General features: G+C 49.2%; 22 protein-coding genes and 2 pseudogenes. 23 read left to right on the top strand and 1 reads right to left on the bottom strand.

Annotated elements, in window-relative coordinates:
• Positions 1-141 precede the first annotated feature (141 nt).
• The 11 genes and pseudogenes from OGM67_05125 (at position 142) to OGM67_05075 (ending at position 10,745) form a co-directional block, all read left to right on the top strand.
• On the top strand, positions 142-339 hold the full coding sequence (locus OGM67_05125) for a hypothetical protein (GenBank protein ID UYJ35701.1): 198 nt from the start codon (positions 142-144) through the stop codon (positions 337-339).
• Positions 340-2,010, top strand: coding sequence for a recombinase family protein (locus OGM67_05120; GenBank protein ID UYJ35700.1), 1,671 nt, complete (start codon positions 340-342; stop codon positions 2,008-2,010).
• A 90-nt stretch (positions 2,011-2,100) separates the two neighbouring features.
• A pseudogene (locus tag OGM67_05115) lies at positions 2,101-2,184 on the top strand (Maff2 family protein).
• Between the two features lie 25 nt (positions 2,185-2,209).
• Complete coding sequence (locus OGM67_05110) at positions 2,210-3,076, top strand: CD0415/CD1112 family protein (protein ID UYJ35699.1); 867 nt, start codon at positions 2,210-2,212, stop codon at positions 3,074-3,076.
• Between the two features lie 17 nt (positions 3,077-3,093).
• On the top strand, positions 3,094-3,528 hold the full coding sequence (locus OGM67_05105) for a PrgI family protein (protein ID UYJ35698.1): 435 nt from the start codon (positions 3,094-3,096) through the stop codon (positions 3,526-3,528).
• Complete coding sequence (locus tag OGM67_05100; GenBank protein UYJ35697.1) at positions 3,488-5,875, top strand: ATP-binding protein; 2,388 nt, start codon at positions 3,488-3,490, stop codon at positions 5,873-5,875. Before OGM67_05105 ends, OGM67_05100 begins: the two co-directional genes overlap by 41 nt.
• Before the next feature lie 3 nt (positions 5,876-5,878).
• Positions 5,879-7,615, top strand: a complete 1,737-nt coding sequence (locus OGM67_05095) for a C40 family peptidase (protein UYJ35696.1) — start codon at positions 5,879-5,881, stop codon at positions 7,613-7,615.
• A gap of 14 nt (positions 7,616-7,629) precedes the next feature.
• A complete protein-coding gene (locus tag OGM67_05090; protein ID UYJ35695.1) occupies positions 7,630-7,887 on the top strand; it encodes a DUF4315 family protein in 258 nt (85 codons plus the stop codon).
• A complete protein-coding gene (locus OGM67_05085; GenBank protein ID UYJ35694.1) occupies positions 7,877-8,560 on the top strand; it encodes a DUF4366 domain-containing protein in 684 nt (227 codons plus the stop codon). The genes OGM67_05090 and OGM67_05085 overlap by 11 nt, the downstream gene beginning before the upstream one ends.
• Positions 8,561-8,711: 151 nt before the next feature.
• Positions 8,712-9,944 (top strand): ATP-binding protein, encoded by a 1,233-nt coding sequence (locus tag OGM67_05080; protein UYJ35693.1) that lies wholly within the window; start codon positions 8,712-8,714, stop codon positions 9,942-9,944.
• A 177-nt stretch (positions 9,945-10,121) separates the two neighbouring features.
• Positions 10,122-10,745, top strand: a pseudogene (locus OGM67_05075) (DNA topoisomerase).
• A gap of 90 nt (positions 10,746-10,835) precedes the next feature.
• Here the strand turns inward: OGM67_05075 and OGM67_05070 are convergent.
• Positions 10,836-11,285 (bottom strand): helix-turn-helix domain-containing protein, encoded by a 450-nt coding sequence (locus OGM67_05070; GenBank protein UYJ35692.1) that lies wholly within the window; start codon positions 11,283-11,285, stop codon positions 10,836-10,838.
• 285 nt (positions 11,286-11,570) lie between these two features.
• Here OGM67_05070 and OGM67_05065 point away from each other — a divergent pair, with 285 nt between their 5' ends.
• From OGM67_05065 to rnr, 12 genes are all read left to right on the top strand, one after another.
• On the top strand, positions 11,571-12,134 hold the full coding sequence (locus tag OGM67_05065) for a hypothetical protein (protein UYJ35691.1): 564 nt from the start codon (positions 11,571-11,573) through the stop codon (positions 12,132-12,134).
• A 262-nt stretch (positions 12,135-12,396) separates the two neighbouring features.
• Positions 12,397-12,702 carry a helix-turn-helix domain-containing protein gene (locus OGM67_05060; GenBank protein ID UYJ35690.1) on the top strand — a complete coding sequence of 102 codons (306 nt, stop codon included), beginning with the start codon at positions 12,397-12,399 and terminating at the stop codon, positions 12,700-12,702.
• Positions 12,703-13,216: 514 nt separating this feature from the next.
• Entirely contained in the window at positions 13,217-13,624 is a 408-nt protein-coding gene (locus OGM67_05055; GenBank protein UYJ35689.1) for a type II toxin-antitoxin system PemK/MazF family toxin, read from the top strand.
• Between the two features lie 6 nt (positions 13,625-13,630).
• Positions 13,631-13,867, top strand: a complete 237-nt coding sequence (locus tag OGM67_05050; protein ID UYJ35688.1) for a helix-turn-helix domain-containing protein — start codon at positions 13,631-13,633, stop codon at positions 13,865-13,867.
• A gap of 117 nt (positions 13,868-13,984) precedes the next feature.
• Entirely contained in the window at positions 13,985-14,608 is a 624-nt protein-coding gene (locus tag OGM67_05045; protein UYJ35687.1) for a helix-turn-helix domain-containing protein, read from the top strand.
• 4 nt (positions 14,609-14,612) lie between these two features.
• A complete protein-coding gene (locus OGM67_05040) occupies positions 14,613-15,986 on the top strand; it encodes a site-specific integrase (protein ID UYJ35686.1) in 1,374 nt (457 codons plus the stop codon).
• A gap of 85 nt (positions 15,987-16,071) precedes the next feature.
• A complete protein-coding gene (locus OGM67_05035; GenBank protein UYJ35685.1) occupies positions 16,072-16,377 on the top strand; it encodes a hypothetical protein in 306 nt (101 codons plus the stop codon).
• A 743-nt stretch (positions 16,378-17,120) separates the two neighbouring features.
• The gene (locus OGM67_05030) at positions 17,121-18,644 is read left to right on the top strand and encodes a DUF1538 domain-containing protein (GenBank protein UYJ35684.1); all 1,524 of its coding nucleotides are present in this window, start codon (positions 17,121-17,123) and stop codon (positions 18,642-18,644) included.
• A 1-nt stretch (position 18,645) separates the two neighbouring features.
• Positions 18,646-19,335 (top strand): hypothetical protein, encoded by a 690-nt coding sequence (locus OGM67_05025; GenBank protein ID UYJ35683.1) that lies wholly within the window; start codon positions 18,646-18,648, stop codon positions 19,333-19,335.
• Positions 19,336-19,433: 98 nt separating this feature from the next.
• Positions 19,434-20,408, top strand: coding sequence for a choloylglycine hydrolase (bsh, locus tag OGM67_05020; GenBank protein ID UYJ35682.1), 975 nt, complete (start codon positions 19,434-19,436; stop codon positions 20,406-20,408).
• A gap of 119 nt (positions 20,409-20,527) precedes the next feature.
• Positions 20,528-20,776 carry a preprotein translocase subunit SecG gene (gene secG, locus OGM67_05015; protein ID UYJ35681.1) on the top strand — a complete coding sequence of 83 codons (249 nt, stop codon included), beginning with the start codon at positions 20,528-20,530 and terminating at the stop codon, positions 20,774-20,776.
• 143 nt (positions 20,777-20,919) lie between these two features.
• Positions 20,920-23,055 (top strand): ribonuclease R, encoded by a 2,136-nt coding sequence (gene rnr / locus OGM67_05010; protein ID UYJ35680.1) that lies wholly within the window; start codon positions 20,920-20,922, stop codon positions 23,053-23,055.
• Position 23,056: the final 1 nt, after the last annotated feature.

Raw genomic sequence — 23,056 nt, 5'->3', positions numbered from 1 at the left:
ACAACAGAAAAATAAAAGAAAAGTATAAATAGTAACCATCGCCAGATTGAGATTGTTTGCAAGGTCTTTTGAAGCCCGTTGCCGGACTTCGTTGCCGACACCCTCTGTCTGGCTATTTTCATGTATGGAGGATAACTGCCTATGGCAAAAAACAAAACAGAGATTCATGTTACAACGGTATTTGACGGGGAACTGGACGCAACCGATGTGTTCGTCAGCCTGATTTCCCAGAAATACGGTAAGACAAATACGAAAGAATATCTTGCTAAAAGGAAAGATATGAGCTATAATGAAGATGAGGTTCAAAAGAGCCAGATACCGTCTGGATTGTGTGGGTAAATGGCTATGATGAACGAAATGGAATACAGAACAATCGGTTCGGCACTTGCCGGAGGGTATCGTGCAGCGGTCTATTGCAGGCTGTCAAAGGACGATGACCTGCAAGGCGAAAGTGCCAGTATCGCAAACCAGCGTGATATGCTGGAAAAATACTGCGAAAAGCAGGGATGGGAGGTTGTGGCAGTCTATCAGGACGATGGCTTCACAGGTCTTAATATGGAGCGTCCTGATTTACAGAGAATGTTGAGAGCCATTGAGCGCAGGCAAATCAACCTTGTCATCACGAAAGACCTCAGCCGACTGGGGCGTAACTATCTGCAAACCGGGCATTTGATTGAGGACTTTTTCCCAAGAAACGGTGTCCGCTATATCGCCATGAATGACGGTATCGACACCCTGCGTGATAACAACGATATTGCCCCGTTCAAGAATATCCTGAACGAGATGTACAGCAAGGATATTTCCAAGAAAGTCCATTCCTCTTATCTTCTGAAAGCGCAGAAAGGACAGTTTACCGGGTGTCTTGCCCCGTTCGGGTATCGGAAAGACCCGGAGGACAAAAACCATCTGCTCATTGACGAGGAAACCGCCCCGATTGTGCGGCTGATTTTCGGATATGCCCTAAACGGTCATGGTCCGAACTATATCCGCAGACGGCTGGAGGAAGAAAAAATCCCCTGCCCCACATGGTGGAACCGGGAACGGGGGCTTCGCAATACCCGCACCAAATGGGAAAAGAAAGACCCGGAAAACGGGCGGTATATGTGGGACTTCTCCGTTATCAAAGACCTTTTGATGAATCCCGTCTACACCGGGGCGATTGCTTCCCAGAAAAAGGACTACCGTTTCAAAATCGGCACGATTGGGGAAAAGAAGCCGGAGGACTGGATTGTGGTGGAGGGACAGCATGAACCGCTGATTGACAGCATGAGCTTTGACATTGTGCAGAACAAGCTGAAATCCCGCCAGCGTCCGGGGCAGACCAATGAAATCAGCCTGTTTGCCGGACTGATAAAATGCGGTGAGTGTGGGAAGTCACTGACGATACGCTACACAAACGCAAAACATCCCCAGCAGATTTACTCCTGCAAAACCTACAATGCCTTTGGAAAGAACCACTGCACCCAGCACCGGATTGATTATGACACCCTTTACAGCCATGTGCTGCGGAAAATCCGGGAATGTGCCAGAGCCGCCCTGATGGACGGGGAAGCGGTTGCCGACCGCTTGACCAATACCTGTGAAGCCGAGCAGCGGGAACAGCGGGAAGCAATGGAACGCTCCCTCACAAGGGACGAGGAACGGATTGAGGTTCTGGACAAAATGGTAATGCGGCTTTATGAGGATATGATTGCAGGGCGTATCAGTGAACAGAATTTCAACACCATGCTGGAAAAGACACAGACCGAGCAAGCGGAGCTTAAAGCAAAAGTGTCCGAGGGCAGAAAGCGGCTGTCCGATGAAGTCCAGCTTGCCAATGACGCAAAACAATGGGTGGAAGCCATTCAGGAATACGCCAATATCACAGAGCTGGACGTAGCCACCCTCAACCGCTTAATCAAAGAAATCGTCGTGCATGAGCGCATTGACGAAGATAAAACAAGACACATTTCTATCGAAATTCATTTTAATCTCAAACCCATCCCAGAGGTGGAACAGGTCACTGCCTGACCTGTCCCGCCGGGACGGTTCTCTTAAAAACACCATATAGATTTTTTGTACGCCGCCGCCCGCCATCGAGCAGAGTTTTACACCTAATTGGGTATAAAACAGCTCATGGCTGGCGGCGGTGTTGCCCTCATCGGCACCACCCTTGTACCTCTGCTCTCCGGACTGTTCGGTTAATCACAAAACAAGGAGGTAATCGCCTTTGGACAGCATACTCCAACAGATCACAGACTGGCTGAAAGAAATGCTCGTTTCAGCTATTATGGGAAATCTGTCGGGGATGTTTGAGTCCGTCAACAACCAGGTTGGCGAGATAGCAACCTCCGTTGGCATGACCCCGGCGAATTTTTCGCCGGGTGTCTTTGCCATGGTACGAAACATCTCCGAGTCAGTGATTATCCCAATCGCAGGCTTGATTCTGACCTTCATTGCCTGTTATGAGCTAATTCAGATGATTATTGACCACAACAATCTGGCAAATTTTGAAACCTGGATCTTCTTCAAATGGGTGTTCAAGACTTTTGTTGCGGTCATGTTAATCACAAACACATTCAATATCACGATGGCTGTGTTTGATGTGACACAGCACGTTATAAACGCAAGCGCCGGTATCATATCCGGAAATACTGCCATAGATGCTTCGGCATTGGAAACAATGGAAGAAACGCTGATGGCAATGGATTTGGGTCCTTTGCTCGGCTTGTTCCTGCAATCCTTTATCGTGCAGGTCACGATGTCCGCTTTGGCAATCATCATCTTTGTGATCGTCTACGGTCGAATGATTGAAATTTATCTGATGGTCAGCCTTGCCCCGATTCCGCTTTCCACTTTTGGAAACAGAGAACAGAGCAATATCGGACAGAATTATCTGCGTTCGCTGTTTGCAATCGGATTCCAGGGATTCCTGATTATGATCTGCGTGGGCATTTATGCGGTGCTGATTCAGTCTATCGCATTCAGTGATGACATCATCGGTTCTATCTGGGGTGTTATGGGCTACACCGTCCTTTTGTGCTTCACCCTGTTTAAGACTGGTTCGCTTGCGAAGGGTGTATTCAGCGCTCACTAAGGGAAGGAGGAAATTGTTTGGCAGCGTATATTCCCGTACCTCGTGACCTGACGAGGGTAAAAACAAAAGTGTTCTTCAATCTGACGAAACGGCAGTTACTTTGCTTTGGTGCGGCGGCGCTCATCGGAGTGCCGATTTTCTTTCTGGTCAAAGCAACCGGAAATGTGAGCCTTGCAGCACTGTCCATGATGATCGTCATGTTACCGTTGTTCTTTCTGGCAATGTATGAAAAGGATAGTCAGCCGTTGGAAGTGGTTGTAGAACACTTCATTCAGACCAAATTCGTTCGTCCCAAGGTTCGCCCTTATCAGACGGACAACTATTATGACGCTTTGATGCGTCAGTACAAACTGGAAAAGGAGGTTGAACGAATTGTTTTTCAAAAAGAAGCCACAGGCAAGAAACATCAAAATGCCTGCAAATCTGAATCGGAAGCAGCAGCGAGAAATTAAAGCTGTTGTGGAACGGGCAAAGAAGGACAACGGTATTCCGCAGACTGCACAGCAGTCCATTCCCTTTCAGAGAATGTTCCCGGATGGCATCTGCCGTGTCACTGACAGTTATTACACCAAGACCATTCAGTTTCAGGACATCAACTATCAGCTGGCACAGCAGGAAGATAAGACTGCCATCTTCGATGAGTGGTGCAGTTTCCTGAATTTCTTTGACAGCTCCATTCACTTTGAGCTTTCCTTTATGAACCTGAGTACCGATGCTGAAAGCTTTGAAAAGAGTATCCGTATCCCGTTCAAGAAGGACAGCTTCAATCCCGTCCGTGCCGAGTATAGCCAGATGCTGAAAAAGCAGTTGGCGCAGGGCAACAACGGCTTGACCAAAACCAAGTACCTGACATTCGGCATTGAAGCCGAATCCATGCGGCAGGCAAAGCCGAGACTCAACCATATCGAAAACGATCTGCTCAATAACTTTCGGCGTTTGGGTGTCATTGCCACTACCATGAACGGCAAAGAGCGGCTGCATCTGATGCACTCTATGTTCCACATGGGTGATAATGATAAGTTCTTCTTCGATTGGAAGTATCTTGTGGAATCCGGGCTGTCCGTAAAGGACTTCATTGCTCCGACGGCGTTTGCCTTTAAGACCAACCGCACCTTCCAGATGGGCAGTATCTTCGGTTCGATGTCTTATCTGGCAATTACGGCATCAGACCTGTCTGATCGTATGCTGGCGGATTTTCTGGATATGGAATCCACGCAGATCGTGACCATGCACATCCAGTCGGTTGACCAGACTGCGGCGATTAAGACCATCAAGAGAATCATCACCGAGCTTGACCGTTCCAAAATCGAGGAACAGAAAAAGGCTGTGCGTTCTGGCTATGACATGGACATTATCCCATCTGACCTTGCTACCTATGGTAAAGATGCGAAGTCACTTCTGAAAGAATTGCAGAGCCAGAATGAGCGAATGTTCATGGTGACATTTCTGGTGCTGAACACCGGGCGCACCGAGCAGGAACTGGAGAACAATGTGTTCCAGGCACAGAGCATCGCCCAGAAGCATAACTGCAATCTGCGTCGTTTGGATTTTCAGCAGGAATCCGGACTGATGAGCAGCCTGCCTTTGGCACAAAACCTGATTGAGATTCGTCGTGGCCTGACTACCAGTTCCACGGCTATTTTTGTGCCTTTCACCACGCAGGAGCTGTTCCAGAATGGTGGAGAAACGCTCTATTACGGGCTGAATGCTCTGTCGAACAACCTTATCATGGTGGACAGAAAGAAGCTCAAGAACCCCAACGGACTGATTCTGGGTACTCCCGGTTCCGGTAAATCCTTTTCCGCAAAGCGTGAAATCACCAATGCGTTCCTGGTTACGGATGACGATATTATCATCTGCGACCCCGAAGCGGAATATGCGGCTCTGGTTCACAAGTTCAATGGTCAGGTGGTAAAAATCAGCTCCTCCAGTACCAACTATATCAACCCTATGGACATCAACCTGAACTACTCTGAGGATGACAACCCGGTAGCACTGAAAGCTGATTTTATCCTGTCCCTCTGTGAGTTGATTATGGGCAGTAAGGATGGCTTGCAGCCTATCGAAAAGACGGTTATCGACCGTTGTGTGCATCAGATTTACCAGAGATATTTCGACAATCCTGCCCCTGAGAATATGCCGATCCTTGAGGATTTGTATGATGCCCTTCTGAAACAGGACGAAAAGGAAGCCCACCATGTAGCGACCGCCTTGGAAATCTATGTTAAGGGTTCTCTGAAACTGTTTAACAACAGAACCAATGTGGATATTCAGAATCGTCTGGTGTGCTTCGACATTAAGGAGCTGGGCAATCAGCTGAAAAAAATCGGTATGCTGATCGTTCAGGATCAGGTCTGGGGGCGTGTAACTGCCAACCGTTCTGCCGGTAAATCGACCAGATATTATATTGACGAGTTCCATCTGCTTCTGAAGGAAGAACAGACGGCAACCTATTCCGTAGAAATCTGGAAGCGATTCCGTAAATGGGGCGGCTTGCCGACCGGTATTACTCAGAATGTCAAAGACCTGCTTCGTTCCCCGGAGATTGCCAACATCCTCGAAAACTCTGATTTCATCTATATGCTGAATCAGGCAAGCGATGACCGAAGTATTCTGGCACAGCGGTTGAACATTTCGCCGCATCAGCTGTCCTATGTAACCAACTCCGGTGAGGGCGAAGGACTTCTGTTCTATGGCAATGTGATTCTGCCGTTCATTGACCGATTCCCGACAGATCTGGAACTGTATCGCATTATGACCACGAAGTTAAACGAGGTGGCACAGGAAAAGGAGGCGTAATGTATGGCGAAAAGACCTACACGACTCCGTTTTACCGAAGATGACCTTGCAGATTCTCATGTGAAGAAAGCTGCCGACCGTGCAGATAAGGCGGTTGATAGGGCTGAAAAAGCGGCAGACAAATTGGCTTCTAAAAAGGCAAAGCCGAAGCTAAAGCTGGAAACAGATGCAGCCGGTTCCCGTAAAGCAAAGCTCCGTTTTGAAAAAGCGGAGTTTACGGAAATCGAGCGCCCATCTGTGGCAAAGCACATGGCAAGCCGTGGTGCCGCAGTCACGCTCACATCCAAAGCACATCGGGCGGTGTCAGAATATGAGGATGATAATATCGGCGTTCAGGCTGTGCAGGAAACGACCAAGGCTGTTGAATCCACTGTCTATACCGTCGATCATGCCGTTTACAGTCACAAGCTGAAAGCCTACGACAAGGCGGAAAAGCTGGTTGAGAAGTCAGATAAAGCAAATGTAAATGCCCTGTATGAGAAGTTCAAAAAGGACAACCCCGATGCCGGTTCCAATCCCTTTTCCCGTTGGCAACAGAAAAGGGCAATCAAGAAAGAATATGCTGCCGCCAAAGCCGGTAAGAATACCGCTTCGACAACGGCTTCTGCATCTAAGGGTGCAGGCAAGGCAACGGGCAAAGCAGCTCAGGGAGCCAAGAACATCACAGAAAGAGTAACGGAGTTCTGCACCACACACTCTAAAACGATTCTGTTTGTTTTGATTGCCGGACTGCTTTTTATGATACTCTCAGGGATGTTCTCGTCTTGTTCGGCTATGTTCCAAGGCGGCACACAGATCATTCTGGGAACTTCTTTTACTGCAAAAGAGGAAGATATTATTGGTGCGGACAATGATTACAAGGCTTTGGAAGCTGCGCTCCGCAATAAAATCAATAATATCGAGCGTACTCATAGCGGATATGACGAGTACCGGTATGACCTTGATGAAATCAACCACAATCCTTATGAGCTGGCGGCGTATTTGACGGTGAAGTTTGAGGATTACACCAGAGATGAGGTGCAGGCTACCCTGCAATGGCTATTTGAGCAACAATATGAGCTGACCCTGACGGAAGTAGTAGAGATTCGTACACGAACAACATCTTCTACTGATCCCGAAACGGGAGAGACAACAACAGAGGAAGAAGATTACGAATATTATATTCTGAATGTGAAGCTCAGAAATAAGGGCTTGAACAGTGTGATTTCAAATTCCGGCTTGTCGGAAGATGATATGGAGCGATATAGAATTTTGCTTCAGACAAGGGGCAACAGACCGGATATTTTCGGAAATGACATTTACGCCACCCCTGGCGGCGAGTACACCGATTATGATATTCCGGGCGAAGCGCTGACAGACACAAGATTTGCCAATATGATTCGGGAAGCTGAAAAATATCTGGGATACCCGTATGTGTGGGGCGGCAGCAGCCCGTCTACCTCCTTTGACTGCTCCGGATTTGTTTCCTATGTAATCAATCACTGCGGAAACGGTTGGAGTGTTGGTCGTTTGACCGCAAACGGTTTGATGGGCGTATGCGACATTATCCCGAAAAGCTCTGCCAAACCGGGAGATTTGATTTTCTTCCAAGGCACTTATGATACCTCCGGTGCATCACACGTTGGTATCTATGTTGGCAATGGTATGATGATCCACTGCGGAAACCCCATTTCCTACGCTTCTATCGAATCGAATTACTGGCAACAGCATTTTTACTGCTTCGGCAGAATCAGAAACTAAAGGAGGGATGGCGATTGAGTGCCAAGTTAGACAGAATAGGTGCAGACCTTGAAAAAGCCCGTAAGAAACGGGCAGAATGGGATGCTAAGGTGAAAGACCTGGAACGCAGATACCGTGAGGAGGAAAATTCCGAAATCCATGAGATGGTTCATGCTGCGAACCTGAATCCCGAACAGCTTTCCGAGCTGCTCCGTATGTTTGCTGCGGATATGGCTCCGAAGCCTGATACGATCAATACTATGAATGAGGAGGAAACGCAGAATGAGATTTAAGAAAATTGGAGCCGCATTGCTGGCGTGTGCAATGTGTTTTGGCGTGTTTTCTACAACGGCATTTGCCTATGTAGATGAAAGCGTAGCGACTGAAGAACCTGCGGTCGAAGAAAAAGTTCCCGAAACAGAGCCGGAGGAGCCGATGCTACCGCTTACTCCCGACGGCAATCTGACTTTGGTTGATGACGCTGGCTCGCCTACGAAAAGCGGAAAGCAGTTCATTACCGCTGTAACCAAAAACGGAAACTACTTCTATATCATCATTGACCGTGATGATAAGGGCGAGGAAACCGTGCATTTTCTGAATCAGGTGGATGAAGCCGACCTGCTCAAGCTGATGGACGAGGAAGAAGTTGCAGAGTTCACCAAGCCGGTTGAGGAAACAAAGCCGGAAGTAGTTGAAACAGTTCCTGAAATTACAGAACCGACACCGGAGGAAAAGCCGAAATCCACAAATATGCTCCCGGCGATTCTTACTCTGATTGTGCTTGCCTGTGGTGGTGGATTCTTCGTATTTAAGAAAGTCCAGGAAAAGAAGAAGGCACAGGAAGCGGCAAAGCCTGACCCAGATGCTGATTATGTGGACGATGACGAGGACTATGGGTACGATCCGGAGTTTGAGGACGACGATGAAGATAGCTCCGTCGATGAAGATGATAATGAACCTGTGTAAACAGGATAGGCTTGATGCCTGGGGCAGCCTTCGGGTTGCCTTTACATAGTTTCCGCTTTCAAAAAATAAAAAAATTTGCGTTTTTGAAAGTGACATCTTGCATATACTATTAGCAGACAGTATAATAAGTACAGCGAAGCGGTTTCGAGAAATGAAAAAACTTCAATTTTTGAAAGCGGGTGACTATATGAAAACAATCACGAGAGCAAAATATCTCGATAGAATCATTGAACTGAATGGTACTCCTGACATCAAGATCATCACGGGCATTCGTCGATCTGGTAAGTCCAAATTGATGCAGGCGTATATTGCGTATCTGAAAAGCAATTTTGAAAACATCAATATTATCTTCATCGACTTCATGGATTTGGCGTATGAAGAAATCAAGGAATACCATGCCTTACACGCCTATGTGGAAGAACATTATCAGGAAGGAAAAACGAACTACCTGTTTGTAGACGAGGTTCAGATGTGTCCCAAGTTTGAGTTGGCAATCAATAGCCTGTACTCTAAGGGAAAATACGACATCTATGTAACAGGCTCTAATGCTTTCCTGTTGAGTGCAGATCTGGCAACTCTGTTTACCGGACGCTATATTGAAATTCATGTGTTTCCTTTCAGCTTCCAGGAATATTGCCAGTATTATGATGATATTAGTGACAAAGATAAGCTCTTTGATGAGTACGCTATCAAGGGCGGTTTAGCAGGTTCCTATGCTTATAGAACCGAAAAAGACAGAACAAACTATATCAAAGAGGTCTACGAAACGATTGTTACAAGGGATTTGGTACAGAAATATACTCTCCCGGACACTTTGGTTTTACAACGTCTGAGCGAGTTCCTTATGGATAATATCAGCAACCTGACTTCTCCGAATAAGGTCAGTCAGCTACTGACAGCAAATGAGACTCCAACCAATCATGTAACCGTCGGCAAGTACATTAAGTATTTGTGCAATGCTTTTGTATTTTATGATATTAAGAGATATGACATCCGAGGTAAGAAATACCTTGAAAGCTCTGAAAAGTTCTATTTGTGTGACAGCGGTATTCGATATGCAATACTGGGAAGCAGAAATATAGACTATGGCAGAGTATATGAAAACGTTGTTTGTATCGAGCTTCTTCGCCGTGGATATGATGTCTATGTCGGCAAGCTCTATCAAAAGGAAATCGACTTTGTTGCTCAGAGAGGTAGCGAAAAGATTTATATTCAGGTCAGCGACAACATTTCCGGGCAGGAAACATTTGAGAGAGAATGCTCTCCTCTGCTTCAGATTCGAGACGCTTATCCGAAAATGATTATTGCCAGAACCAAACATCCCCAATATAGCTATGAAGGAATCGAAATTCACGATATAGCCGATTGGTTGCTACAAGAATAAGCAAGGTGAAATATCTCCGTCATTCTCTTTTGAAATGATGGAGATATTTTTATTATGACGGAGATTGTAGAACAGAAAATTGTATCAGGTTGCAAAAATCCTTTCCGAACTTTTTACATAGCAGTCATGCACTACGGTGTGTGGCTGCTTATTTTTTTGTGAAAGGAGCAGATGCAAATGAAATTAGTTTTGGCTGAAAAGCCTTCGGTTGCACAGAGTATTGCCAAAGTGTTAGGTGCTGCCAAGCGTGAGGATGGCTACTTAGAGGGAAACGGATATGTGGTCAGCTGGTGTGTAGGGCATTTGGTGGAGCTGGCACAGCCGGAAGTCTATGATGCGAAGTACAGCAAATGGGCTTATGCAGACCTTCCTATCTTCCCGATGGACTGGCAGTATGAGGTTTCTGCCGGTACGAAAAAACAGTTTGGGATTCTGAAAAAGCTCATGGCCAGAGAAGATGTTGCGAGTCTTGTGTGTGCAACAGATGCCGGTCGTGAGGGCGAGCTGATCTTTCGGTTGGTGTACCACAAAGCCGGGTGCAGAAAGCCGTTTGAGCGGCTTTGGATTTCCTCGATGGAAGATGTAGCAATCAAGGAGGGCTTTGAAAATCTCAGGTCTGGAACGGAATATGATGCTTTGTATGAAGCAGCACTGTGTCGAGAACGAGCCGACTGGATTGTTGGTATTAACGCTACTCGACTTTTTTCGACCCTTTACGGGCAGACCCTGAATGTTGGTCGTGTTATGACCCCTACCCTTGCTATGGCTGTTATGCGAGAAGCTGCCATTTCCGCATTCAAGCTTATCGACAGTTTCAATGATATGCTCTGCCGTTTTCATTTGCTTCACCTCCGAATCGCACACAGAAAACATATTCTGTGCTTGAGGATTTTACTCTTTATCTTTATGCTTTCTGTATTTCTTCGGAGTGTACTTTTCCCGTGCTGTTTTCTTAGAGTCCATATAAACTGACATAATCGCCTGGAAGAATACATCTTTTGCGTCCTCGTCCAATTCTCCACCGGCAAACAGAGAATTTACACGACCCAACACTTCCTGAGCTTCTTTTGCTCCTTTTGAACCGAAGTTTTCCTTTGCCTCTAAAATAAACATATCCTGATCTATATGGCTCTGGCTATCCGTTTCAGATTCGTCCAAAAGATAGGACACAGAGATATGCAGTGCTTCAGCAAGTTTTCTGATGTTGCTTTTTCTGGGGAGTGTTCCGAGCTGCTCATAGGTGTAAAGGGATCTTTCGGAAATGCCGGTCATCTGGGCAAGCTCCGTTTGAGATAGGTTCATAGCCAAACGAGCTTCTTTAATTTTTTCTCCAAATGTCATGGTAGTATCCTTCCTTTCAAAAATATTTATTCGTAACTTCCGATTATTTGTTGACAAACTTCTGGAAAATGCTATAATAAGAATCATAACAGAAGTTTTAATTCCACTTAATTATATATCGGAACTTTTATAAAGTCAAGAACTTCCGATTTCACTTCTGTTATTTTAATCAAATATCGGAAGTTATAGTCATTCTTGTCCCATGGTATTTGTTTCCCTTTAGCCAAGTGACAGGAGTTAGAAAGGAATTCTTATTTTATGGATTAGGCTGAAAGGAGATTCTGAATGAGCAGATATAATACACAGGTATTAAGCAGTATTCGAATGCTTTGCCGGATGCAGAACATTGACGAGAAGGTTCTGTATGAAAGAGCAAAGCTGATTTTATCCATATATCGAGAGGTGTGCTGGTCTACCATTGATCGTGCGAATGATGTATGTGATACCCTTATTTGTACTTACGGTGACAGCTTAGATGGTGCATTGATTTATCTGGAGAACTTTGCTCCGGATGAAGCGAGAGAACGATTTGAAGAACGCATTCGCAGCTTATTTGAGACAAAGTGGATCATTGAACTGGTAGATATGGCTATGTTGAAAATCAGAGAATATCCAGATAAAGGCGCTCTGTACTGTGAGATTATCTCAAAGGCATATCTCAACCGCTTCAAGTACAGGGAATCAGAAATGCTGGAGGTTTTGAATATGGAACGCAGCACCTACTATGACCGAAAGAAAGAAGCGATACTGTTATTTGGTCTGTCACTTTGGGGAACAGCCATTCCTAAATTGAAAGATTTCCTGGAAAGTGCCCGGGAGGAAGAAGCATTGTGTTATTGTGAATGCTAAGACAGGATTTTAGTCCGACTAAAATCCGATGAAAATACGACGGTTCCCCTACTGAAAGTCCGACTTGTCCAGTGTTAAAATGGCTATGCTGGGAGATAGCGGCATAAAATTGAATAGAGAGAGTTACGCCTCGTGCCTGTAATGGGTACGGGGCTTTTTTTATACCTGCCTATTTTCCCCCATAATTAACACAAAGGCATGAACGAGAGCTTGGAGTAATTTACTCCGGCTCTTTTTTTATGCCTGCAAGGAGGACAGGCAGATGGCAAAGGGTATTGAGAATCGGGCACGATCTCCTCCCGCTGTTTTTGATTTTGCAACTTCACAAATTCAAAAACACGGAGGAACGAAAATGTATTACGACTTGGTTGAAAGCGGAAAAAGAATTAAAGCCTTGAGAAAGGAACATGGGCTTACACAGGAACAGCTTGCGGAGCAGTTAGGTGTTGCCGCAAACACCATTGCACGAATTGAAACCGGCAACAGAGGTATCTCTATTGATTTGGCAATCGAACTGGTTGTGCGCTTTGAGACAACCCTTGATTACATATTTTTAGGTCGTGAATAACCTCAAAACTATACCTACGAGGCAATAAAAACTTGCATGAGGAACAGGTACAATTTAGATACAGCCAAAGAAAATCGGCTGCTTGATCCTTGAAAACTGAATACACAGTCATCGAATACGTTCCTGTTGCCGGTGCGAGAGCATCAGCCACATCAGCGGTACGCCGAGACGTATCGGATAGAGAAACAGAACGACTTTCTTCTATAAATTAAGCGCTTGTCTCTCTCCCGATGCCAGCGATCAATACTGGCTTGTAAATATTGGGTTGCTCCCAATACGGCCATGAAAGCAACAGGATTAAAGATACTTCTCTACGGAGCTGGCGGAGAACCCGGCAGAGGTTAGATTCCTATGGAACTGATTCGCAATCAGTCGTTCGGTGATTCCCTGAGGGCGTAAGCCCTCTTTCCCAGGGGTGCGTGGCAAATATGGGACACATAGACTTTTGGACTGACTGCCTGATTCCTTTCTGGCAGTCAGTTATTACATAGCCAACGAAAGGAGGTCATGGCACATGATGAAAGAAAATTGGGTATATTGCCGTGGTGATATTTATTGCGCCAAGCTGGACCCGGTAGTTGGGTCGGAACAAGGCGGCATCCGTCCGGTTATCGTCATTCAGAACGATACCGGTAATAAACACGCTCCCACATTGATTGTGGCAACGGTCACCACCAGAATCCATAAGAAAGCGAATATGCCGACGCACTTTGTTATTTACGACAATCCTGCATTCAAAGAAGCGTCCGTTGTTCAGCTGGAACAGATTCGTACCATTGATAAAAGCAGGATTGATAATTACTTAGGTAAGGTAACGCCCCGTGAAATGGTAGCGATTGAGAAAGCCTTATCTGTCAGCCTGGCAATGGAACAGCTGAAAAAGCGTTCCCCAAAACATAAAGCAAAGAGAGCGAAGGAGTGAACATAAATGTTTGAAGAAAGAATCGCTGCCATGAATCAGCGCACCGAAGAAGCGATGGCTGCTAACGCAGTTCAGTTTGATAAGAGAACCTATACGGTTGATGAGATTCAGGATATTCTGGGCATCAGCAGAACCAGCGCATACAACCTTGTGAAAAAGAAAGTTTTCCATAGCGTCCGCATCGGTGGCAGTATCAGAATCTCCAAAAAGAGTTTTGATGAGTGGTTGGATCATCAAATGTAAGATTTGTCAAGGGCGTCGTACAACCCGGCGACAAACTTCAAAACATATTGAGAGTTCGATAAAATGTAGCCATGACAAGAAACACATGGCTACATTTTTTACATAGGAGGTTGTACGATGGCGGAAATGAGAAAACGCACGAGTATGTCTGTTCTGGAAATGGGCAGGATGCTCGGTCTTGGTAAAACGGAGTCATACTGGCTCATTAAGAAGAATTACTTCAAAACCATTCTTGTCGGCAACACCATGAGGGTGATGATCGACAGCTTTGAAGAATGGTATGCCAATCAGTTCAAATACCAGAAGGTCGATGGAACCCCTCCCGGCGAGGAATTGAAGAAAACTACATATTCAATGGAGGAGCTTGGACAGCGCCTTGGGCTGAAAGAAGCGACTGCTTACGAACTGGTTGCCAAAGGGCATTTTGATGTGGTCGATGTCCTGGGCAAGCGCAGAGTGACAAAGGAGAGCTTTGAAAGATGGTATGCTTCTCAAACCGATTACCGCACGGTAGAGGATCAGGAACTGGATGCAGATATTATGGCATCCACCTACGGTCTGCCGGAAATGGCAAGAATGCTTGGGGTACATCGTCAGACCATTTACTATATCGTTGCCAATGAAGATTTTGAGCTTATCAAGGTTGGCAGGTATAAGCGAGCTACCAAAGAGAGCTTTGAAAAATGGTATCACAATCAGACCCGCTACCAGTTAGCGGAAGATAGACAGGAAAGGAGCTGATTACATGGCATCTATCGTTAAGAGAAAAAAGAAGTATTCTGTGGTTTATACATACACCGATGAGAACGGCAACAAGCGTCAGAAGTGGGAAACCTTTGAAACGAATGCCGAAGCAAAGAAAAGGAAGTTGCAGGTTGAATATGAGCAGGAGTCCGGAACCTTTATTCCCCCTTCTGCTAAAACCGTCAATGATCTTTTGGATGAGTATATGTCAATCTATGGTGTGAACACCTGGGCGATGTCTACCTATGAAAGCAGAAAGAGCCTGATTGCAAACTATATTCGTCCCCTCATCGGTGATATGAAGCTGGAGGATGTCACGCCGAGAATCATGGACAAGTATTACCGAGATTTGCTTTCTGTCAAAGCGGTTTCTTCTAAGTATGTAAAAGCCCGTACAGAATATCTGACTCCGCATACTGTCCGAGAGGTTCACAAGACATTGCGAAATGCTTTCAATCAAGCGGTCAAGTGGGAATTGATGACCAGAAACCCTGTGGAGCACGCTACGCTGCCGAAAGAAGAACACAAGACCAGGGATATCTGGACAGCAGAAGTGCTCCAGAAGGCTCTGGAAGCCTGTGACGATGATATTCTTCGTCTGGCTATTAACCTTGCCTTCTCCTGTTCCCTGCGAATGGGCGAGCTTCTGGGGCTTACCTGGGACTGTATTGACATTTCCCCCACCAGTATTGAACTTGGTCAGGCAAGCATCTTCGTTGAAAAGGAGTTGCAGAGAGTAAATCGTGAAGCGATGGCAGATCTGGACGGTAAGGACATCATGTTCAAGTTCCCACCGACCTTCGCCAGTACGCATACCGCATTGGTTCTCAAAACTCCTAAGACCAAAACAAGTGTCCGCAAGGTGTTCTTACCGAAAACCGTAGCGGAAATGTTGGTACAGCGAAAGGCTGACATCGAAGAACTGAAAGACCTTTTCGGTGACGAGTTCGTAGACTTCAATCTGGTTTTCTGTTCTTCCAATGGCAAGCCGATTGAGGGGCAGGTTATCAACCGTGCTTTCAATAAGCTGATTGAGGAGAAGGGACTGCCGAAAGTGGTTTTCCATAGTCTCCGACATTCCAGTATCACTTACAAGCTGAAGCTGAACGGCGGCGATATGAAATCCGTTCAAGGCGATTCCGGTCATGCACAGGTCAAGATGGTAGCGGATGTTTACTCCCATATCATCGACGATGACCGCAGACTGAACGCTGAAAGAATGGAAGCTGCGTTCTACTCAGGCAGACAGGCAACGCCTGAGCCGGTTCAACCAGCCGCAACGGAAAGCTCCGCTGATGATAAAGAACTTCTTCTGAAGCTTCTGCAAAATCCGGAAATGGCAGCACTCCTGAAGTCGCTGGCAAAAACATTATAGTAACTGCAAGGGCAGATCCTTTTACATAGCTACAATAGCTGTAAAAGGGTCTGCCCTTATTTTTTTGTTATGGAGGTCAACGAGTATGGATAGAATCTTTATGGACGAGTATTACGAGCATCTGAGAGCTGACAATATCGAGGCATTTTCCAAGGAAAGGAACGACGAATATGTTGGCAGAGCTGAGGAATACAAAGCAGCAAAGTCGGCATTGCTTGAAGGATTGGGACTTGAGCATTTGTTTGACCATAGCCATGAACTGACTCCGAAAGAGAAAGAAATATGGATGCTGTTCGATAGGGTTGATGTAGCAGAGCTTCTTGCAAGGGATGCTTTTGCCAAGGGTGCTTATATGCTCGGCGCTGAGGATAGAGAGATTATGCTGAAATAAAAAAAGACCTGCTTCGGCGGGTCTAAATTACATAGAATCATTGAGTCTGAAAAACCTTTGAAATTCTTAATAATTCTGGTTGAAAAATTCATTTTGAAATGATATATAAAACAGACTGAAATCTGTGTCTAAGGACACCCGCACCCTCACACGAGAATGAATAGGATTTCCTATCATTTCGCATCACGAGAAGTTACATAGTGACATTTACTTGCACTTGCAACGTCCACCAAAAATCGAAAGACTTGCTAATTTCGAGCCAATCGGACGGTGTAAAATCCCTCTGAATTAGCTATCACAGCGTAGTATCAGATGGGATTTGAAATGCTGAAAAACCTTGTATTTCCAAGCATTTTTAAGCATTAGATGCCACTTCCCGATGTCGTATCGGGTCTACTCCTAAGCGTGGGGCCGGAGGTTCAAATCCTCTCTGGGACGCCAAAAAGCAGCGCTGCAAGCCTTTTTTGGGGCTTGCAGCGCTTTTTGCTTCTCCTTCTCCCGGTGATTTCCACTTTCGTTACCGGGAAATTTTTATGCGCCGATACCAGAGCGGCAATTCAGATAACCCGGAATGAATACAGTTGCCGCAGAGAACTTGCGGCGGGGGCGTTTGTAGTGTAAAATGTAGGTAATGATATTTGCGTGAGCACGCAAATATACAAAATGACGTGCTTTTGGGGGAATGCGGCGCCACCGAAGGCACCGTGCAAAAAACAACTCTCTGTTGAAAGGTGGGCGTAGAATTGAATGTAAAACTGAAAGAAAAAATCAGAGAGTCGCTCTCTGCCGTGCTTCCGATCACCGGGATCGTCCTGATGCTCAGCATCTTTGTGATCCCGATGGAGCTGGGAAGCGTAGTCATGTTCCTGACAGGCGCCCTGATGCTGATCGTTGGCATGGGCTTTTTCCAGCTCGGTGCAGAGATGGCGATGACGCCGCTCGGCGAAGGCGTTGGCGTGCAGATCTCCAAAATGAAAAAACTGCTTACAGTCCTGCTGACAGGGTTTCTCATGGGCGTCATCATTACCGTGTCGGAGCCGGACCTGCAGGTTCTTGCGGGGCAGGTGCCGTCTGTGCCGAACATGGTGTTGATCATGACGGTGGCTGTTGGCGTGGGGCTGTTTCTGGCGCTGGCCATCGTGCGTATCCGCTATAAGATCAGTCTGTCGATGCTGCTGATCGTTTGCTATCTGGCACTCATTCTGGTGTCTGCTTTTGTGCCCAAGGAGTTCTTGGCAGTGGCCTTCGACTCCGGCGGCGTCACCACCGGCCCGATGACCGTACCTTTTATTATGGCTATGGGTGTCGGGCTGGCCTCGGTGCGCAGCGATAAAAATGCGGCAAATGACAGTTTCGGTCTGGTGGCGCTTTCCAGCGTGGGGCCGATTCTGGCGGTGCTGATCCTCGGCTGTTTCTTTAAGCCGACCGAGGCGGCCTACACCCTTACCGATGTTGCCACCGTTGTCACCACGCAGGATGTTGCCCGGGTGTTTGCGCAGGGGCTGCCGCTCTACGCCAGGGAGGTGCTTCTTTCACTGGTGCCGATCCTCTGGGTGTTTTTGATTTTCCAATGGCTGACCCACCGCTACCATGGGCTGCAAATCAAGCGCATCATCGTCGGCTTTGGCTACACCTATATTGGGCTGGTGCTGTTTTTGTGCGGTGCCAATGTCGGGTTTGCACCCGTTGGCGCCTACCTTGGCAAGGAGCTGGCAGGGCTGTCGTTCCGCTGGATTCTGGTTCCCATCGGTGCGCTGATCGGCTACTACATCGTCAAGGCAGAGCCTGCCATTCAGGTGCTGAACCATCAGGTGGAGGCCGTCACAAACGGCGCCATCTCGGTCAAAATGATGAACCGCTGTATGCAGATCGGTGTGGCAGCCAGTGTCGGTCTGGCCATGCTGCGCGTGCTGACCGGCATATCCATCCAGTGGTTTGTCATCCCCGGGTACATCATTGCGCTGGTGCTGTCCCGTATGGTGCCGGATATTTTTATCGGTATTGCGTTTGACTCCGGCGGCGTTGCCAGCGGCCCGATGACCTCGACCTTTTTGCTGCCGCTCAGCATCGGCGTATGTGAGGCGCTGGGCGGCAACCTGATGACCGATGCGTTCGGTGTTGTTGCGCTTGTTGCCCTGACGCCGCTGATCGCCATCCAGCTTATGGGGCTGGTATACAAGCTGAAAACCGCCAAGCGGACGCAGACCGTACCGGCTGCAATCGCCGATGACTGCGACATGATCGTTGATCTTGAGGAGGGCGACTAAAATGGAGCATGCGAAGAAAGTGTCATTTCAGCTGCTGGTGCTGATCACAACGCCGAAGCTGGCGGAGCACGCAGCCGAGATGTTCAAAAAAGGGGCGCTGCCGCTGCAATACCGCTTTAATGCCGAGGGGACGGCCTCCAGCGAGATCATGGATATGCTAGGCCTTGGCAGCATTGACAAAAGTGTTCTGGTCAGCATGGTCCCGAAGCATTTGTCCCCGATTTTGATGGAAAAGCTCTACACAGAATTGCAGCTGCACAAAGCCAACACCGGCATTGCTTTTACGATCCCTTTGAACGGTGCAAACAACATGATCTTGCGTATTCTGGACCACGATGCAGGCAAGGATGTTCTGAATACCAGCGGAAAGGAAGAAAACAGTATGTCTGAAACGAAACACTCTCTGGTTGCAGCGATCGTGAACAGCGGCTTCAGCGATGATGTGATGAAGGCGGTTCGTGCGGCGGGTGCCACCGGCGGCACCGTCATCCGCAGCCGGCGCATCGGCAATGAGGAGGCGACCGGCTTTTGGGGACTGAGCGTGCAGGATGAAAAGGAAATCGTTCTGGTTCTGACGGAATCCGCCAACAAGGTGGCCCTTATGCAATCCTTGGGCGAAAGCTGCGGTATGCACAGTGCGGCGCAGGGGATCTTTATGTCGATGCCGATCGACTCGGTTGCCGGCCTGTAAGAGCGGCTGCCGGCCGGATTGTTTACAATTTATGGTGGATTATCCGGCCCCGGCGTGCTACACTAGCCGTATCAGGAAATAGGAAAGGGGCATTTGCCATGTGTACCGCAGCAACTTATAAGACAGCAGATTTCTATTTCGGACGCAATCTTGACTATGAATTCTCCTATGGGGATGAAGTCACGGTCACGCCGCGCAGCTATCCGTTTGCCCTGCGCTGCATGGGGGATTTCCGCACAAGGTATGCCATGATCGGCATGGCCTATGTGGCAGGGGAGTACCCGCTGTATTACGATGCCATCAATGAAAAGGGCCTCGGCGTTGCCGGGCTGAACTTTGTGGGCAACGCCGTCTACCACCCGGCGGCAGACGGTAAAAACAACATCACCCAATTTGAGCTGATCCCCTGGCTGCTGGGCAGCTGTGCAACGCTGGCAGAGGCCCGCGCCCTGCTGGAGAAGGCCAACATTGTAAATATTCCGTTCAGTGACCAGCTGCCGCTGGCCCAGCTGCACTGGCTTGTGGCCGACAAGACCGGCAGCATTACGGTGGAATCCACCGCCGATGGGCTGCATATCTACGACAACCCCGTGGGTGTGCTGACAAACAACCCGCCCTTCCCGCAGCAGCTTTTTGCGCTGAACAACTACCGCGCGCTGTCGCCCCGTACCCCCGAAAATGCCTTTGCGGGCGGCCTTGACCTGCCGGTCTACAGCCGCGGGCTGGGCGGGCTGGGCCTGCCGGGGGATCTGTCCAGCCAGTCCCGCTTTGTGCGGGCGGCATTTGTCAAGATGAACTCAAAATCCGGTGACAGCGAGACCGAGAGTGTGGGGCAGTTCTTCCACATCCTGCACGCGGTCGAACAGCAGCGCGGCTGCTGCGAACTGGACGGCGGCAAGTATGAGATCACGCTGTATACAAGCTGCTGCAACGCCGACAAGGGAATTTACTACTACACGACCTACGGCAACCACCAGATCACGGCAGTGGATATGCACCGTGAGGATCTGGACGGCACCCGGCTTGTGCGCTATCCGCTGGTGCAGGGGGAGAAAATTGCCTTTCAGAACTGAATTGCTTTAAAAACGCGAAAAAAGCGCTTGCAACGCACAGAAAACTATGCTATACTGTACGGTGCATGAGACTTTTCGCGCCATGGCGGCGTGGATAGAAATAGAAGGAGTGCTAAGCAATGAACTGGTATGAGATCGCTCTCGGCGTCGTCCTCGTCGTCGTGTCCCTGTTGATCATCGTCTTTACCCTCGCACAGGAGCAGAAGGGTCAGGGCCTGTCCGGCGCTATCATGGGCGAAAGCTCTGCTACGATGGCTGCCGGCCGTGAGCGCGGCGTGGACGCCAAGCTGGCTAAGCTGACCAAGGTTTGCGGCGTTGTTTTCTTCGTCGTTACGCTGGTCGTCTGCGTCCTGAGCGCACGCCTGTGATGCTCGCAGGGTAAGCAAAGAAACAAAATGGGTCCGCCAAGCGCGTCAGCTTTGCAAGCAGCGCCCCGGCGGGCCGTTTTTTGTGGGAGTATATCGGAAGGGCACCGCCGGACGGCGGTGCGGCGTAAATTAAAGGAGTACACATGACACCGTTACAGAAAAGTATTTTAAACGCAGTCAAGCGCCGCCCCATGACGCTGCGTGAACTGCAGAATAACCTGCAGGTGGACAATTCCCGCCTGCGCACCAGCGTATCAGCTATGGTCGCCACCGGCGAGCTGTCGATGCGCAACGGCACCTATGTGCCGGGCTTTGCCACCTATGAGAACACAAACGCCCCGGCGGCCATTCCCTGCACGCTGGTCAAGCTGGCAGCCCGCTTCGGCTTTGCCAGCCGCGATGACGGCGAGGGCGACATCTTTATCCCGGGGCGCGCACTGCACGGCGCGATGCCCAACGACAAGATCAATGTCAAGCTGTTCGACCATCCCCGTGTGGAGGGCTCCTCTGAGGGTGAGGTCGTGGAGGTCACTGTCCCCAACAACCGCTTTGCCGGTACGGTCTGCCTGTCTGAGGACGGCCGCATGGCGGTCGAGCCGGACGGCTGCCGCGATGTGAAGTTCCTGCTGGCCAAGCAGGGGAGCGAGGGCGTACATCTGGGTGATAAGGTCGGCTTCCTTATTACCCACCGCGGCAACCGCCACAGCGACCACCGCGCCGCCGTGGTCGAAAAGTTCGGCTCCTCCGACTACGCCTCCGAGTGTGCCAAGGCGATCCTCTACGGCCGCAACGTCCGGCAGGAATTCCCGCCGGAGGTGCTGGAGGAGGCACACGCATACGATAATGCCGTCATCGACCCGACCGAGGCGGCTAAGCGTCTGGATCTGCGCGGTATTCCCATCTTTACGATCGACTCTGCCGAGACGAAGGATATTGATGATGCCATCAGCCTGCAGAAGCTTGAGGACGGCTATGAGCTGGGTGTTCACATCGCGGATGTCAGCCACTATGTCCGCCCCGGCTCTGCGCTGGACGAGGAGGCCTACGAGCGTGCGACCAGCATCTACTACGCCGACAAGGTCATTCCGATGCTGCCGACCCAGCTGTCCAACGGTATCTGCTCGCTGAACGAGGGCGAGGATCGTCTGGCGTTCTCCTGCCTGATGCGTCTGGACGAAAACGGCGAGATCCGCAGCTACAAGTTTGTCAAGAGCGTCATCTGCAGCCGCGTCAAGGGTGTCTACAAGGAGATCAATGCCCTGCTGGAGCCCCCGGAATCTGAAACAGACGCCGACCTGACTGACCTCAAGACGAAATATGAGGCTGTGCTGGACCAGCTGCCCGCCATGGACGAGCTGTACCGCAAGCGCCTTGTGCTGCGCAAGGCCCGCGGCGGCATGGACATTGAGTCCAACGAGGCAAAGCTTGTCATGGACGAGAACGGCCGCTGCGTGGACATCGTCAAGCGTGACCGCGGCACCTCCGAGTGCATGATCGAGGAGTTCATGCTGCTGGCCAACCAGTGCGCCGCCAACGCAGGCCGCACCAACAAGGTGCCCTTTGTCTACCGTGTACACGAGGCCCCCGATGCCGAAAAGATGGAGAAGCTGTCCGCCACGCTGCTGGCCTGCGGGCTGAACGCCAAGTTCAAGAACCCCATCCCGACACAGCTGGAGCTGGCCGCCCTGCTCGATGAGACCCGCGACCAGCCCATCCAGATCCCGGTCCACACCGGCATCCTGCGCAGTATGCAGAAGGCCCGCTACGCACCGCAGCCCCTTGGTCACTACGGTCTGGTGCTGGCGGACTATGCCCACTTTACCAGCCCCATCCGCCGCTATCCCGACCTTGCCATCCATCGCATTTTGAGCGAGATGCTGCTTGGTGCGTCCGCCAGCCAGCTGCAGAAGGACTTCAACGAGTTTGCCCAGCAGGCCAGCGAGAAGTCCAGCAAGCAGGAGGTTGCAGCCGTCCGCATCGAGCGCGATGTCGAGGACCTGTATAAGGCCGAGTATATGCACAACCATCTGGGCGAGGTCTATACCGGCACGGTCGCAGGCATCACGCCGCGCGGCGTCTTTGTTGAGCTGGAGAACACGGTCGAGGGCTTTGTGCCCGCCGCGCAGCTCTGCAAGGGCGAGCCGCAGGTCATTGACGGGGTGAGCATGCTCGACCCACTGACCGGCAAGAGCTGGATGCTCGGCTCCTCGATGAAGATTCAGGTGGCCGCCGCCGATGTGGCGCTGGGCCGTATTGACTTTGAGTATATGGTCGAGTGAC

Source organism: Oscillospiraceae bacterium (genome assembly GCA_025757985.1).
Lineage (GTDB): Bacteria > Bacillota > Clostridia > Oscillospirales > Ruminococcaceae > Gemmiger.
Note: the sequence above shows the minus strand (reverse complement) of the source record. Positions and strands in the feature narration are given on the sequence as shown.

Coding starts and splice junctions, on each gene's coding strand:
- OGM67_05125 (UYJ35701.1), top strand. CDS start 142: ATGGCAAAAAACAAAACAGAGATTCATGTTACAACGGTATTTGACGGG.
- OGM67_05120 (UYJ35700.1), top strand. CDS start 340: ATGGCTATGATGAACGAAATGGAATACAGAACAATCGGTTCGGCACTT.
- OGM67_05100 (UYJ35697.1), top strand. CDS start 3,488: ATGCCTGCAAATCTGAATCGGAAGCAGCAGCGAGAAATTAAAGCTGTT.
- OGM67_05095 (UYJ35696.1), top strand. CDS start 5,879: ATGGCGAAAAGACCTACACGACTCCGTTTTACCGAAGATGACCTTGCA.
- OGM67_05085 (UYJ35694.1), top strand. CDS start 7,877: ATGAGATTTAAGAAAATTGGAGCCGCATTGCTGGCGTGTGCAATGTGT.
- OGM67_05080 (UYJ35693.1), top strand. CDS start 8,712: ATGAAAAAACTTCAATTTTTGAAAGCGGGTGACTATATGAAAACAATC.
- OGM67_05070 (UYJ35692.1), bottom strand. CDS start 11,285: ATGACATTTGGAGAAAAAATTAAAGAAGCTCGTTTGGCTATGAACCTA.
- OGM67_05065 (UYJ35691.1), top strand. CDS start 11,571: ATGAGCAGATATAATACACAGGTATTAAGCAGTATTCGAATGCTTTGC.
- OGM67_05060 (UYJ35690.1), top strand. CDS start 12,397: ATGGCAAAGGGTATTGAGAATCGGGCACGATCTCCTCCCGCTGTTTTT.
- OGM67_05055 (UYJ35689.1), top strand. CDS start 13,217: ATGATGAAAGAAAATTGGGTATATTGCCGTGGTGATATTTATTGCGCC.
- OGM67_05050 (UYJ35688.1), top strand. CDS start 13,631: ATGTTTGAAGAAAGAATCGCTGCCATGAATCAGCGCACCGAAGAAGCG.
- OGM67_05045 (UYJ35687.1), top strand. CDS start 13,985: ATGGCGGAAATGAGAAAACGCACGAGTATGTCTGTTCTGGAAATGGGC.
- OGM67_05040 (UYJ35686.1), top strand. CDS start 14,613: ATGGCATCTATCGTTAAGAGAAAAAAGAAGTATTCTGTGGTTTATACA.
- OGM67_05035 (UYJ35685.1), top strand. CDS start 16,072: ATGGATAGAATCTTTATGGACGAGTATTACGAGCATCTGAGAGCTGAC.
- OGM67_05025 (UYJ35683.1), top strand. CDS start 18,646: ATGGAGCATGCGAAGAAAGTGTCATTTCAGCTGCTGGTGCTGATCACA.
- bsh (UYJ35682.1), top strand. CDS start 19,434: ATGTGTACCGCAGCAACTTATAAGACAGCAGATTTCTATTTCGGACGC.
- secG (UYJ35681.1), top strand. CDS start 20,528: ATGAACTGGTATGAGATCGCTCTCGGCGTCGTCCTCGTCGTCGTGTCC.
- rnr (UYJ35680.1), top strand. CDS start 20,920: ATGACACCGTTACAGAAAAGTATTTTAAACGCAGTCAAGCGCCGCCCC.